Annotated in this window: 15 protein-coding genes and 2 tRNA genes; 8 read left to right on the forward strand and 9 right to left on the reverse strand. The window is 29.9% G+C overall.

Going from position 1 to position 13,802, the window contains the following annotated elements; translation table 11 throughout:
* Positions 1-243 precede the first annotated feature (243 nt).
* Positions 244-1,566 carry a DNA recombination protein RmuC gene (locus tag IEW75_RS09915; protein ID WP_134246632.1) on the forward strand — a complete coding sequence of 441 codons (1,323 nt, stop codon included), beginning with the start codon at positions 244-246 and terminating at the stop codon, positions 1,564-1,566.
* 121 nt (positions 1,567-1,687) lie between these two features.
* Here IEW75_RS09915 and IEW75_RS09920 read toward each other — a convergent pair whose 3' ends face one another.
* Positions 1,688-2,536, reverse strand: a complete 849-nt coding sequence (locus IEW75_RS09920) for an FKBP-type peptidyl-prolyl cis-trans isomerase (protein ID WP_134246631.1) — start codon at positions 2,534-2,536, stop codon at positions 1,688-1,690.
* A gap of 88 nt (positions 2,537-2,624) precedes the next feature.
* Here IEW75_RS09920 and IEW75_RS09925 point away from each other — a divergent pair, with 88 nt between their 5' ends.
* The 3 genes from IEW75_RS09925 to IEW75_RS09935 are packed head-to-tail and all read left to right on the forward strand — an operon-like array spanning position 2,625 to position 4,076.
* Positions 2,625-2,990: an RNA-binding S4 domain-containing protein gene (locus tag IEW75_RS09925; RefSeq protein ID WP_134246630.1), complete on the forward strand. Its 366-nt coding sequence runs from the start codon at positions 2,625-2,627 to the stop codon at positions 2,988-2,990.
* Positions 2,971-3,573, forward strand: coding sequence for a class I SAM-dependent methyltransferase (locus IEW75_RS09930; RefSeq protein ID WP_204744133.1), 603 nt, complete (start codon positions 2,971-2,973; stop codon positions 3,571-3,573). The genes IEW75_RS09925 and IEW75_RS09930 overlap by 20 nt, the downstream gene beginning before the upstream one ends.
* A gap of 5 nt (positions 3,574-3,578) precedes the next feature.
* Complete coding sequence (locus IEW75_RS09935; RefSeq protein WP_134246629.1) at positions 3,579-4,076, forward strand: phosphoribosyltransferase family protein; 498 nt, start codon at positions 3,579-3,581, stop codon at positions 4,074-4,076.
* Here the strand turns inward: IEW75_RS09935 and IEW75_RS09940 are convergent.
* Complete coding sequence (locus IEW75_RS09940) at positions 4,068-4,577, reverse strand: shikimate kinase (protein WP_134246628.1); 510 nt, start codon at positions 4,575-4,577, stop codon at positions 4,068-4,070. The two genes, IEW75_RS09935 and IEW75_RS09940, sit on opposite strands and share 9 nt — an antisense overlap.
* Positions 4,578-4,691: 114 nt before the next feature.
* Here IEW75_RS09940 and IEW75_RS09945 point away from each other — a divergent pair.
* The 4 genes from IEW75_RS09945 to IEW75_RS09960 all read left to right on the forward strand — a co-directional run bounded on the left by IEW75_RS09945 (position 4,692) and on the right by IEW75_RS09960 (position 6,635).
* Positions 4,692-4,764 (forward strand) — tRNA-Lys (locus IEW75_RS09945).
* Positions 4,765-4,812: 48 nt separating this feature from the next.
* A tRNA-Leu gene (locus IEW75_RS09950) sits at positions 4,813-4,897 on the forward strand.
* A gap of 95 nt (positions 4,898-4,992) precedes the next feature.
* A complete protein-coding gene (locus IEW75_RS09955) occupies positions 4,993-5,685 on the forward strand; it encodes a fibronectin type III domain-containing protein (RefSeq protein WP_134246627.1) in 693 nt (230 codons plus the stop codon).
* A 128-nt stretch (positions 5,686-5,813) separates the two neighbouring features.
* Entirely contained in the window at positions 5,814-6,635 is an 822-nt protein-coding gene (locus tag IEW75_RS09960; protein WP_134246626.1) for a carboxypeptidase-like regulatory domain-containing protein, read from the forward strand.
* Positions 6,636-6,792: 157 nt separating this feature from the next.
* On the opposite strand, the gene sucD is transcribed toward IEW75_RS09960, so the two are convergent.
* From sucD to IEW75_RS09995, 7 genes are all read right to left on the reverse strand, one after another.
* On the reverse strand, positions 6,793-7,665 hold the full coding sequence (sucD, locus tag IEW75_RS09965; RefSeq protein ID WP_134246625.1) for a succinate--CoA ligase subunit alpha: 873 nt from the start codon (positions 7,663-7,665) through the stop codon (positions 6,793-6,795).
* A gap of 68 nt (positions 7,666-7,733) precedes the next feature.
* Complete coding sequence (locus IEW75_RS09970) at positions 7,734-8,657, reverse strand: UDP-3-O-(3-hydroxymyristoyl)glucosamine N-acyltransferase (protein WP_134246624.1); 924 nt, start codon at positions 8,655-8,657, stop codon at positions 7,734-7,736.
* A gap of 4 nt (positions 8,658-8,661) precedes the next feature.
* Positions 8,662-9,228 carry an elongation factor P gene (gene efp / locus IEW75_RS09975; protein ID WP_134246623.1) on the reverse strand — a complete coding sequence of 189 codons (567 nt, stop codon included), beginning with the start codon at positions 9,226-9,228 and terminating at the stop codon, positions 8,662-8,664.
* 59 nt (positions 9,229-9,287) lie between these two features.
* Complete coding sequence (lpxA, locus tag IEW75_RS09980; RefSeq protein ID WP_134246622.1) at positions 9,288-10,070, reverse strand: acyl-ACP--UDP-N-acetylglucosamine O-acyltransferase; 783 nt, start codon at positions 10,068-10,070, stop codon at positions 9,288-9,290.
* Entirely contained in the window at positions 10,070-11,467 is a 1,398-nt protein-coding gene (locus tag IEW75_RS09985) for a bifunctional UDP-3-O-[3-hydroxymyristoyl] N-acetylglucosamine deacetylase/3-hydroxyacyl-ACP dehydratase (protein ID WP_134246621.1), read from the reverse strand. Before IEW75_RS09985 ends, lpxA begins: the two co-directional genes overlap by 1 nt.
* On the reverse strand, positions 11,457-12,500 hold the full coding sequence (gene lpxD, locus IEW75_RS09990; RefSeq protein WP_134246620.1) for a UDP-3-O-(3-hydroxymyristoyl)glucosamine N-acyltransferase: 1,044 nt from the start codon (positions 12,498-12,500) through the stop codon (positions 11,457-11,459). Before lpxD ends, IEW75_RS09985 begins: the two co-directional genes overlap by 11 nt.
* A 34-nt stretch (positions 12,501-12,534) precedes the next feature.
* Positions 12,535-13,764 (reverse strand): HD domain-containing protein, encoded by a 1,230-nt coding sequence (locus IEW75_RS09995; RefSeq protein ID WP_134246619.1) that lies wholly within the window; start codon positions 13,762-13,764, stop codon positions 12,535-12,537.
* Positions 13,765-13,802 lie beyond the last annotated feature (38 nt).

Raw genomic sequence — 13,802 nt, forward strand, 5'->3', positions numbered from 1 at the left:
CGTAGCGTATTTTACACAAATACCTAAAGGAAAGTCAAGCCAATGTGTATGAGGAGCAGCAATAATTACATATTTTTTTAAATCTTTAGGAAAATTTCCAATAATTTTCCATCCTAATAACGTGTGTAAAATAAATTTTGCAATTGTTTTCATCTGATGTTAATAACTCAACTTTAATTTCTAATTAATGAGTTCTTGTCGCAAATATAAAAATCTTACTTTTATAAACTAATTTTTATTACTATGAATCCTTTTTTAATCTATAGTTTAATTGCTGCTTTATTTTTTATAATTGGCTATACAATTAGTTACTTAATTATTAAAAATAAATTACAAAAAATTACTTCAGAATTAGAAATTAAATATAAACTATTACTTGAAGAGAAGGAACGTAATATTATTTTAATCAACAAATTAAATGAAGATAAATCTGTTTTATCTAATGAGAAACATGAAATTGATTTACGTTATACTCAGAAGGTTTCTGAGTTAAAAAACTTAGACGAAAAATTAACGGAAAACAAACAAGAAATAGCTCAATTACAAGAAAAGTTTTCAAAAGATTTTGAATTGTTGGCTTCAAAAATATTGGAAGAAAAATCATCAAAATTTACAGAGCAGAACAAAGAAAATATTAAAAGCATTCTAAATCCATTACAAGAAAAAATTCACGATTTTGAAAAAAAAGTTGAAAATACACATAAAGAAAGTATAGATTACCATGCCGCTTTACGTCAGCAAATAGTTGGTTTAAAAGAGTTGAATTTACAAATGAGTAAAGAAACGTTGAACTTAACAAAAGCATTAAAAGGAGATAGTAAAACCCAAGGAAATTGGGGAGAATTAGTATTGGAACGTGTTTTAGAGAAATCTGGACTCGAAAAAAATAGAGAATATTTTGTACAGCAAAGTTTTACAAATGCTGATGGTAAACGAATTTTACCAGATATCGTAATTCATTTACCAGATAATAAAAAAATGATTATCGATTCTAAAGTGTCACTAACAGCTTATGAGCAATACGTAAACGCAGAATCAACTTTAGATAAAGAACAAGCAATTACAGCACATATAAACTCTTTAAAACGACATATTACACAATTAAGTGAAAAGAATTATCAAGATATTTACCAAATAGACTCTCCTAATTTTGTGTTACTATTTATACCTATTGAACCTGCTTTTGCTGTTGCTTTAAATAGCGATAATCAATTGTATAACAAAGCATTCGAAAAAAATATTGTAATTGTTACACCTACTACCTTGTTAGCAACTTTGCGCACCATTGATAGTATGTGGAATAACGAAAAACAACAACGTAACGCTATTGAAATTGCATTACAAGCCACACGGCTGTATGATCAATTTGTTAATTTAACAGACGATTTAATTAAAGTTGGCAACCAGCTTAAAACGGTCCAAGGAAGTTATGATACTTCTATGAAAAAATTAACTGGAAAAGGAAATCTTATTAGAAAAGTAGAAACCATTAAAAAATTAGGAGCAATCGGGTCTAAAAATTTTAACGATAAATTACTTGAAAGAGCTTTAGAAGATGAAGATTAATTTCAGTATTTAATGGTCAAACGTTAAAAAATGTATAAAAATAAAAAACTCAGAATTAAATTAATCCTGAGTTTTTTATTTAAATATTATCACAATTTATAAGTTCTATAACTTAAAACCGCTATTTCGTAGTATTGTCTAAATAATCTGGAATACCATTGCTATTAGAATCGTCATTTGTTGGATCTCCATCACCGTTTGCATCTTCATCTATCGTTAGCACACCATCTCCATCATCATCATCATCTAAATAGTTATAAATACCATCTTCGTCTGTATCATCATTGGTAAAATTATTATCACCATTTAAATCTTCAAATTTTGAATCTACACCATCTAAATCGTGATCAATTAAGTTTACATTTTTTAACTCAATTTCGAAAATTAACGGTGAATTTTTTTCAATCAAACCTTGACTAATATTACGATAGGCTAAACCAGAAGGTATAAATAAAATTCCTTTTCCATAATCTTCAAAATCAAAAGATTCATCCTCGTTTTGAACTACAGTTCCTCCTTTAAAATTTGAAAAACCATATTGCCACCCAGGAATTAATCCACTTAAAATAGCTGGACTAGAACCTATATTCCAAGAAAAAGTAGTCTTCGAATCAAAAACAGTACTATCTAATAACATTCCTGTATATGTTGCGTAAATTGAATCTACCGCTGAAGGAGCAATAGATGAACCCTCATTTTGTCTTAAATAATATAATTTATATGCAACATCATTATAGATTATATCTTGAGTATTTACTTGCCCTATTAGCGGAGTTTCACCATTAGTTATGGTCCAAATACCTCCGTCTTCTTCATTCAAATAATGTGTTTTCAAATAGTCAATTAACACACTATCGTCTATAATTGATTGTCCAGCAGCGTCATAGTTATCTGAATCATCATCATCCTTTTTACAAGAAAAAATAACCAACCCAATTACAAATAATACTAATATATTTTTAATTTTCATTTAATTTAATTTTAAGGTGCGCAAGATACTATTTTCATACCTTTGTTAAAAGAGAAAAGCTAAAATTTAACTTTATTATAGTATTTAAATGCGAATTGATAAATATTTATGGTGTATTAGGTTGTATAAAACTAGAAGTATAGCTACAGAAGCCTGTAAAAAAGGGCATATAAAAATAAATGATGCTAGTGTAAAAGCCTCTAAATTAATATTTAATGGAGAACATATTACAATTAGAAAAGATCAAATAAATTATAAAATTGAAGTTTTGGATATTCCTCCAAATAGAGTAAGTGCTAAATTGGTAGATTTATATAGAAAAGATATGACTCCCAAGGAAGAGTTTGAAAAATTTGAACTTTTAAAATATGCTAAAGACTACTACCGTAAAAAAGGAGCTGGAAGACCAACAAAAAAAGATCGACGAGATATAGATGAATTACAAGAAGAATAAAATAGATCTTGATAAAGAATATTGGGAACACAAATATGAAAACAATAAAACCGGTTGGGATATCGGATATGTCTCTACTCCTATTAAAGAATACATAGATCAACTTGAAAATAAGGAACTAAAAATTCTTATTCCGGGTGGAGGTAATAGTCACGAAGCTGAATACTTAATAGATAATGGTTTTAAAAATATAAGTGTTTTGGATATTGCACAACAACCATTAAAAAATATTGAAACCAGAATTCCGCATTTTCCAACTAAACATTTAATCAATCAAAACTTTTTTGAGCATACAACCACGTACGATTTAATAATTGAACAAACTTTTTTTTGCGCACTTTCTCCTTCTTTACGTACAAATTATGTTGATAAAATACACAGTTTATTAAACAAAAACGGAAAATTAGTAGGATTACTTTTTGATTTTGAATTAACCGAAGAAGGACCTCCATTTGGTGGAGATCTAATTGAATACATTCAATTATTTTACGCTAAATTTGAAATTAAGGTTTTTGAAAAATGTTATAATTCTATAAAACCAAGACAAGGAAAAGAATTCTTTTTTATCTTTGAAAAAAAATAACAACAATGGAAAGTTCAATTATTTTAACAAACGAGCAAATTAAAAACAAAACACGTCGTATTGCTTATCAGATTTATGAAACCAATTGTGATGAAAAAGAAATTATAATTGCTGGAATTAATGGTAATGGTTATGTATTTGCTCAAAATATTGCAGCTATTTTAAATGATATTACTGAACTTAATGTTGTTTTATGTGAAGTGAAAATTGACAAAAAAAATCCTAGGAAAGAAATTACAACTAGTATAAAATCAGAAGCATACAAGAATAAACCGTTGGTTTTAGTTGATGACGTTTTAAGTTCAGGTACAACTTTAATTTACGGAATTAAGCACTTTTTAGAAGTTCCTCTAAAAAGATTTAATACTGCTGTTTTAATCAATAGAAATCACAAAAAGTATCCTGTTAAAGCAGATTTTAAAGGAATTTCCTTATCAACTTCAATGCAAGAACATATAAATGTAATTTTCGATAAAAATAGTGCCCAAGCAGTTTTAGAGTAAAGCTGAAATTTCTTCAACAACAGTTGCTATAGATTTATCATTAACTGTAACTATTTCATCCGCTTCGGAATAAAAATGAGTACGTTCGAAAAGATGTTTACCTATATATTCCATTAAATTTTCTTCTCCAATTGTTGCTACTAGCGGTCTTTGCGAAGTTTCTCCCTTTATTCTATTAAATATTGTACTTATTGAGGCATTTAAGTAAAATGACTTAGATTTCTTTTTAATAAAATCGATATTAGTACCATAACAAGGGGTACCTCCACCCAATGAAATAATACAATCTTCAGGTAGATTTAAAAGTTGTTCTAAATATTTAGCTTCTATTTTTCTAAAATAAATTTCTCCTTTGGTTTTGAAAATTGATGTTATTGAAGCTTCCTCATAGGTTTCAATGTAAAAATCTAGATCTATAAACTTAATATTTAATTTTTCAGAAAGTTGTTTCCCAACCGCTGATTTCCCTGATGCCATATAGCCTAATAATACAATTTTCATATAATAAATTTGTCTAAAAAAATAAGATTACAAATATCGTTTAAAAAACTACAAAAAAAAACTTGTATTTTAAACATTAGATAGTATATTTGCACTCGCAATTGCAAAAGGAAAGACCTGGTAGCTCAGTTGGTAGAGCACCTCCCTTTTAAGGAGGTGGTCCTGGGTTCGAGCCCCAGCCAGGTCACAAAAAAAGTTAAGTTTTTACTTAACTTTTTTTGTATAAGATAGTTAAGCGCGTATGGCGGAATTGGTAGACGCGCCAGCTTGAGGGGCTGGTGTTCGCTTAGAACGTGCTGGTTCGAATCCAGTTATGCGCACACTTAAAAACACCTAACTTTTTTTATTATTTTTACATAGCTTTACTTTGTGGCTATTTTAAAAATGATTAATTTTATTGCTTAATCAAGAAAAAATGAAAAAATACATTTATACAATAGTTTTATCAACATTATTATGGTCGTGTGGTGGTTCAGGTGGAGATTCTCCAGACCCAGAACCAGAGAATAATGCTCCAAACATTCCAACGTTAGTATATCCGTCAGCCAACTTACTTTGTATTGATAATTCAATTGAGTTTAAATGGAACGCTGCAACAGATCCTGATGATGATCCTGTTACCTACCAAATTCAGATAGCTAAAGACAATCAATTTACTCAAATAGTACAATCTGTATCTAATACTTCTACAGTTAAATTATTTTCACTAGAAAAAGGTGTAGCCTATTATTGGAGAGTAAGTGCAAAGGATAACAAGAATTTAGCCAGTGCATATTCAACTGTAAATTCATTTTATACGGAAGGAGAAGGTGTTTCAAATTACTTGCCTTTTTCACCAGAGATTGTTGCCCCAACATTAAACGCAACAGTAACTGAAACAAGTACAATATTAGAATGGAATGCTTCTGACGTGGATAACGATCCGCTTTCTTTTGATGTTTATTTTGGAACAGCTAAAACACCAACAACAATTGTTGCCTCAAACCAAACTGCTAAAACATTTAATGTAAATGTTACAGGAGGAACTTCTTATTATTGGAAAATTGTTGTAAAAGATGATAAAGGTGGCGAAACAATTGGCCAGGTATGGAATTTTAAAACCGATTAATTAAACAACCAATTTTTAAAAATTAAAGCCTTTATTTAGTACTAAATAAAGGCTTTTTAATTTCTAAGATGATTAAAATTTCTCAAATCTTTAACTTAATTAATAACTAATAATTACTATTATTGCATATGCAAAAAAGAATTATTTATTTAGTACTGCTTTTAGTTTCTGTAAAAATATTTTCACAAGAACCAACTAAAATTGATTCTCTCAGAAACAGTATTACAAATGTTACTCTAAAAGGACAAATTGTAGATCAGCTGGATAAAACACCTTTAAAAGGTGCCCATATTTTTAACCTAAATGATGTTTTTGGAACTATTACAAATGAAAACGGTGATTTTGAAATCGCTATTGCCGTAAGTGATACTATTTATGTTTCTTACTTAGGATATCAATCTATTAAATTAAAAATAACGAACGATTTATTAAAAGGAAACGAATTGGTTATAGAACTCTATGAAAAAGCCGAAGAAATTAGTGAGGTTGTAGTAAAGTCTCATAAATTAATTGGTGTTTTAGAAATAGATGCTAAAAATGTTCCAAAAGATAAATATTCACGAATTCATATTAATGGTTTACCACAAACTTATGAAGTTGGCACAAGACAACGAAAAGAGTTTAATTCGCCCGTGGATGCCTTATTTAGACCCATTGACTTTGTATATAATATGTTTGGAAAAAAACCAAAACAATTAAAGAAGCTTAAAAAAATGCGTGATAATGATGAATTACGTCAACTTTTAGAAGCAAAATTTAATAGAGAGTTAATGATGGAATATCTTGAAATGGATGCAGCAGAATTAACCGAACTATTGAATGAGTGTAATTATTCTGATTACTTTATTAAACAAGCTAGCGATTTACAGTTAATTGAAGCGGTTTTATTATGCTATGAAAACTACAAAGCAATAAAAAAAGGAAGTACCATAAAAGTTATTGATAAATAATTGACTTACAATTTTGATTTTCAAATTGTAAATTAAGAATTATCAAAAAAAGTCTGATGATAAATTTTTTGTAAGAAGTTACATTTGAATTCACAATAAAAACAAAAAAACCTTTGAAAATCAAAGGTTTTTTATATTATTTTAATAACGATTAAATCTAACCTAATACTTCTGCTACTTTAGCTCCAATTTTTGCAGGAGAATCCACAACGTGAATACCATTTTCTCTTAAAATTTTCATTTTAGCCTGTGCTGTATCATCTTTACCACCTACAATTGCTCCAGCGTGCCCCATGGTTCTACCTTTTGGTGCTGTTTGTCCAGCAATAAAACCAACAACTGGCTTTTTGTTTCCAGTAGCTTTTATCCATTGCGCGGCTTCTGCTTCTAATTGACCTCCAATTTCACCAATCATTACAATACATTTTGTCTCGTCATCATTCATAAGCAATTCCACAGCGTCTTTAGTAGTAGTTCCTATAATTGGATCTCCACCAATACCAATAGCAGTTGTAATTCCATAGCCTTGTTTTACAACTTGATCAGCAGCCTCATATGTTAGTGTACCCGATTTTGAAACAATACCAACTGAACCTTTTCTAAAAATAAACCCTGGCATAATACCTACCTTAGCTTCTTCTGGAGTTATTACTCCTGGACAGTTAGGTCCAACCAATCTACAATCTTTAGTTGCTATATATGCTTTAACTTTAACCATATCGGCAACTGGAATTCCTTCTGTAATACAAATAATAACTTTTATTCCTGCGGCAGCAGCTTCCATAATTGCATCTGCTGCAAAAGCTGGTGGTACAAATATAATTGACGTATCGGCAGCAACTTTATCTACAGCATCTTGTACTGTATTAAAAACAGGTTTTTCAAGATGCAATTGACCTCCTTTTCCTGGAGTTACACCACCTACAACATTAGTTCCATACTCAATCATTTGGGTAGCGTGAAATGTTCCTTCACCTCCTGTAAAACCCTGTACAATTATATTTGAATTTTTATTTACTAAAACGCTCATTTGTATGTATTTTATTTTTAAACTATTACAAAAGTAATTTATTTTATAACTTTAACTTAAAATAAAGTTTACTTTTTTTGATTTTTTATAATTTGTTTAATCGCAACAATTTCTTTCAATTTTTTTCTTGACTCTTCAATGGGTGTGCCGAAATAAGTTAAATTCCCTTTAATAGATTTTGTAACACCTGTTTGTCCTAAAACAACTGCATTTTCTCCTATAGTAATTCCGCTATTTGTCCCAACTTGTCCCCATAAAGTTACGTTATCTTCAACAATAACGCAGCCTGCAATACCTGTTTGGGCAGCTATCAAACAATTCTCACCTATAATTGTATCATGACCTATTTGAACTTGATTGTCAATCTTGGTTCCTTTGCCAATTGTAGTATTTCCTGAAACACCTCTATCTATGGTGCACAATGCACCTATATCTACATTATCTTTAATAATAATACTTCCACCAGAAATTAATTTATCATAACCGGTTTTACGTTTTTTATAATAAAATGCATCGGCTCCTAATATTGAACCTGAATGAATTGTAACATTATTACCAATAGTACAATTATCATAAATTGTAACGTTTGGATAAATTATACAGTTTTTTCCAATAGTAACATTACTTCCAATAAAAACATTCGGCTGAACAATTGTTCCTTTTCCTATAACAGCTGAATCAGCTATTACTTTATTAGCTGGTTTAAAAGCATTAAAATACTTGGTAAGTTTATTAAAATCTGAAAAAGGATCTTTGGATATTAATAATGCTTTTCCTTCTGGACAAGCTACTTTTTTATTAATTAAAACAACAGAAGCTTTTGATTTCAAAGCTTTATCGTAATACTTCGGATGGTCAACAAAAACGATATCACCATCTTCTACAACATGAATTTCGTTGCACCCATAAATTGGAAAATCATCTGGACCAATGTATGGAACCTCTAATAATTTTGCAATTTCCAACAAACTATATTTTTGGGGAAATTTCATAGTTTTACTCTTTAACCCTTTCTAAATATGAGCTTTTTGAAGTGTCTATTTTAATTTTATCACCTTCATTTATAAATAAAGGTACATTAATTTGAGCACCTGTTTCTACAGTTGCTGGTTTTGTAGCGTTAGTAGCTGTATTTCCTTTAACACCAGGTTCTGTATGCGTTATTTCTAATATTACACTAGAAGGCATTTCTACTGATAAAGGCATACTATCTTCAGTATTAAAAATAACCGTAACTACCTCTCCTTCTTTTAAAAGTTCTGGAGTATCAAGTGTTTCTTTGCCTAAAGTAATTTGATTGTAGTCCTCTGTATTCATAAAGTGAAATATATCACCTTCTGGATATAAAAATTGATACTTTCTAGTTTCTACTCTAATATCTTCAATTTTTCTTCCTGCTGGGAATGTATTGTCTAATAATTTTCCTGTAGATAAACTTTTAAGTTTGGTTCTAACAAATGCAGGTCCTTTACCTGGCTTTACATGTAAAAATTCTACTACTTTAAAAATATCATTATTATATTTTATACATAAACCGTTTCTAATATCTGATGTTGTTGCCATTTGTTTTATTTAAGTTCTAAGTTTTAATTTTAAGTTTATTATAAATTTGTAGATTATAATTAACTCCCTGTATATCCTTTCATAATACCTCTTTGTGAGTTTTTTATAAAAAGTAATATTTGATCCCTTTCTTTTGTAGCTTCCATTTCGGCTTCAATTATTTCTACCGCTTGTGAAGTATTGTAATTTTTTTGATATAAAAGCCTAAATACATTCTGTATTTCTCTAATTTTTTCAGTGTCAAATCCCCTTCTTCTTAATCCAATTGAATTAATTCCTACGTATGAAAGTGGCTCTTTACCAGCTTTGGTATATGGAGGAACATCTTTTCTAACTAAAGACCCACCTGAAACCATTGCATGTTCTCCTATATGAATAAATTGATGTACCGCTACCAATCCGCTTAATATTGCAAAATCACCAATTGTAACATGTCCAGCAATTACAGAACCGTTGGCCAAAATACAATTATTTCCTATTACACAATCGTGTGCAATGTGTGACGTTGCCATGATTAAACAATTATCTCCAATTTGTGTTTTCCCTAAGGCTTTAGTTCCCCTATTAATGGTGCAACATTCTCTAATGGTTGTATTATCACCAATAATTGCTAAAGAATCTTCACCATCAAATTTTAAATCTTGTGGAATTGCAGAAATTACTGCTCCTGGAAAAATTCTACAATTTTTCCCAATTCTTGCACCTTCCATTATGGTAACATTAGACCCAATCCAAGTTCCGGAACCAATAATAACATTATTATGAATTGTTGTAAAAGGCTCTACTACTACGTTGGTAGCAATTTTGGCACCTGGGTGTATATATGCTAAAGGTTGATTCATTATTCTTTAGGTTTTTTTGCAATTTGTGCCATTAATTCGGCTTCCACAACTAATTTTCCATTTGCATAACCGTAAGATTGCATATGACAAATACCACGTCTAATAGGAGATATTAATTCGGCTTTAAATATTAAGGTATCACCTGGTAATACTTTTTGTTTAAATTTAACATTATCCATTTTCATAAAATATGTTAAATAGTTTTCTGGATCTGGTACCGTACTCAATACTAAAACCCCTCCACATTGTGCCATAGCTTCAACTTGTAATACACCGGGCATTACAGGTGCTCCAGGAAAATGTCCAACAAAAAAATCTTCATTCATTGTAACATTTTTCATACCAACAACATGAGTATCTGAAAGTTCAATAATTCTATCTATTAATAAAAATGGAGGCCTATGTGGTAAAATATTCATTATTTCATGAATATCCATAAGTGGTGGCTGATTTAAATCAAAAGTAGGAACTTTATTTCTTTTTTCTTGTTTAATAATTTTTTGAAGTTTTTTAGCAAATATAGTATTTATTAAATGTCCTGGTTTATTTGCTATAACTTTTCCTTTAATTCTGGTACCTGCCAAAGCTAAATCTCCAATTACATCTAACAATTTATGTCTTGCTGCCTCATTGGCCCAACGTAACGTTAAATTATCTAATATTCCATTAGGTTTTACAGTTAGCGTATCTTTGTTAAAGGCTTTCTTTAATTTGGTCATAGTTGCTTCTGAGATTTCTTTATCTACATAAACTATGGCATTGTTTAAATCTCCACCTTTAATTAAATCGTTGTCTAGCAGCATTTCAAGTTCATGTAAAAAACTAAAAGTACGTGCATCTGAAATTTCCTTTTTAAAATCTTTTAACGAATTTAAAGTGGCATTTTGTGTGCCAAGAACTTTTGTTCCAAAATCTACCATTGCTGTAATTTGGTACTCATCAGAAGGCATTAAAATAATTTCGCTGCCAGTTTCTTCATCTTTGTAAGAAATTATTTCTTTAACTACATATTCTTCTCTTTCTGCTTTTTGTTCTTGAATTCCAGCTTTTTCAAGTGCTTCAATAAACTGCCTAGAAGAACCGTCCATTATTGGAGGTTCCGCACTATTTATTTCAATACAAATATTATCAATATCCAAGGCAACAACTGCCGCCAAAACATGCTCAGATGTATTTACAAAAACACCTCTCTTTTCTAAATTTGTACCACGTTGTGTATTAACAACATATTCTGCACTTGCTTCAATTACAGGTTCTCCTTCCAAATCAATTCTAACAAAAGCATACCCATAATTAACTGGTGCAGGTTTAAATGTCATAGTAACTTTATTACCTGTATGCAAACCAACTCCAGAGAGCGTTACCTCATTTTTAATTGTTTTTTGTTTAGTACTCATATTTTTCTTTTAAAGCTTTTACTTTTTTCTCTAAACTATTAATTGTTGCTACAATACTTGGTAATTTTCTAAAATAAACATACGATTTATTAAAATCTGAATATCCAAAGGCAGGTGTGCCCTGAATAATTTCATCATCTTTTATGTTTTTACCAATTCCTGATTGTGCTTGTATCCTAACATTATTCCCAATTGTTAAATGTCCCGCAATACCTACTTGTCCACCAATCATACAGTTTTCTCCTATTTTTGAGGAACCTGCAATACCTGTTTGTGCAGCGATTACAGTGTTTTTACCAATTTCAACATTATGCGCTACTTGAATTTGGTTGTCTAACTTTACGCCTTCCCTTATAATTGTTGAACCTAAGGTTGCCCTATCAATTGTTGTTACCGCACCAATATCTACATAATCTTCAATTATTACATTTCCAATTTGAGGAATTTTATCATAAACACCATCCTTACTCGGTGCAAAGCCAAATCCATCTGCGCCAATAATTGCTCCTGAATTTATAACACAGTTATTGCCAATTTCAGTTTCAGAATATATTTTAGCTCCAGAAAATAAAACAACATTATCTCCAATTTTTACATTATCTCCAATATAGACATTCGGATAAATTTTTGCATTCTTCCCAATACTAACATTATTGCCAATATATGCGAATGCTCCAATATAAATATCTTCTAAAACTTTGGCACTTTTTGCTATAAAGGAAGGTTCTTCTATACCTGATTTTTGAGATTTAGCTTGATTATAATATTCTAATAATAAGGCAAAAGATTGATAGGCATCATCAACTTTTATAAGTGTTGTGTTATACTCCTTTTCTGGAATAAAATGTTTCCCAACTATTGCAATAGATGCTTTTGTTGAATAAATATACGGTGTATATTTTGGATTGGACAAAAAAGTTAACGAACCTTTTTCTCCTTCTTCAATTTTAGAAAGTTTATAAACTTCCACGTCTGCGTCCCCCTCAATATCTCCTCCTAAAATTTCTGCTATTTGGCTTGCTGTAAATTTCATTTGATGCAAAAGTAAAAAAAAAGTATCACTATACCTATTTCTTTGGATAACACAAGTAATACTTATTTACTGGTTTAGATAGTGCTTGAATATTTAAATGATCTGATGCTTCAATAACATCTTTAACGTCTCCATTTTTAAAAACTAATTTTATAGTGCTCTTTGTTGAATCATAAGCTTGGTTGCTAATTTTACCACTATAAACTAAATAATTTACTTCGTCATCATTTAAATTAAATGTCTTTTTTAAGTGTTTTTTTACGCTCTCAATTTCTTCTTTAGTGAATGGATGATTTTGCAATTCAACTTTTGGTAACTTTCTATTAATTAAATTCTCCGATAATTTTGAAAGAATTAAATCCTTATTAGAAATCCATTCTTTAATGGAAGCCAACACATCATAATCATCTAATTTTGCAAATATTTTAAGTGTTGCTGAATTAAAATTTTCTTCGCTTATCTGATTGATTAAAAAATAATTAAACGCCTTACTAGCAGGTAATTTAGCTCCTTCAAACACTAATTCTTTAGCTCGTAAAAGCACTTTTTCTAATAATTTCTCTGCCCCCAAGCCAGTTTTGTGTAAATAAACTTGCCAATACATTAAACGCCTTGCAACAATAAATTTTTCTACTGAATAAATCCCTTTTTCTTCAACAACTAAATCATCATTTTTCACATTTAACATAGTAATTAAACGTTCCGAATTTATATTCCCTTCAGAAACTCCTGTATAAAAACTATCTCTTTTTAAATAATCTAATCGATCCATATCTAGCTGACTAGCAATTAATTGATAAAAGAATTTACGATTGTAATCTCCTCTAAAAATTGTGATTGCCAAAGTCAATTTTCCTTTAAACTCTTCGTTTAAAGCTTCCATAAACTTTAAAGAAATTGTTTCATGATGTATTCCTGTAGCAATACTTTGCTCTAGCGCATGTGAAAATGGCCCGTGACCAATGTCATGCAATAAAATGGCTATATAAAGTGCATTTGCCTCTTCGTCTGAAATTTCAACACCTTTAAATTTTAAGATGCGTACAGTTTTCTGCATTAAATGCATACAACCCAAGGCGTGATGAAATCTTGTATGATGCGCTCCAGGATATACCAAATGCGATAAACCCATTTGAGATATTCTTCTTAAACGCTGAAAGTAAGGATGTTCTATTAAATCGTATATTAAAGCATTCGGAATGGTAATAAAACCGTAAATTGGATCGTTTAATATTTTAAGTTTGTTCGTGTTTTTTTCGTTCAAAACAATTATTTTATTAATAATGCTACAAAGATAACAAA

Source organism: Lutibacter litoralis (assembly GCF_014646675.1).
GTDB classification, from domain to species: domain Bacteria; phylum Bacteroidota; class Bacteroidia; order Flavobacteriales; family Flavobacteriaceae; genus Lutibacter; species Lutibacter litoralis.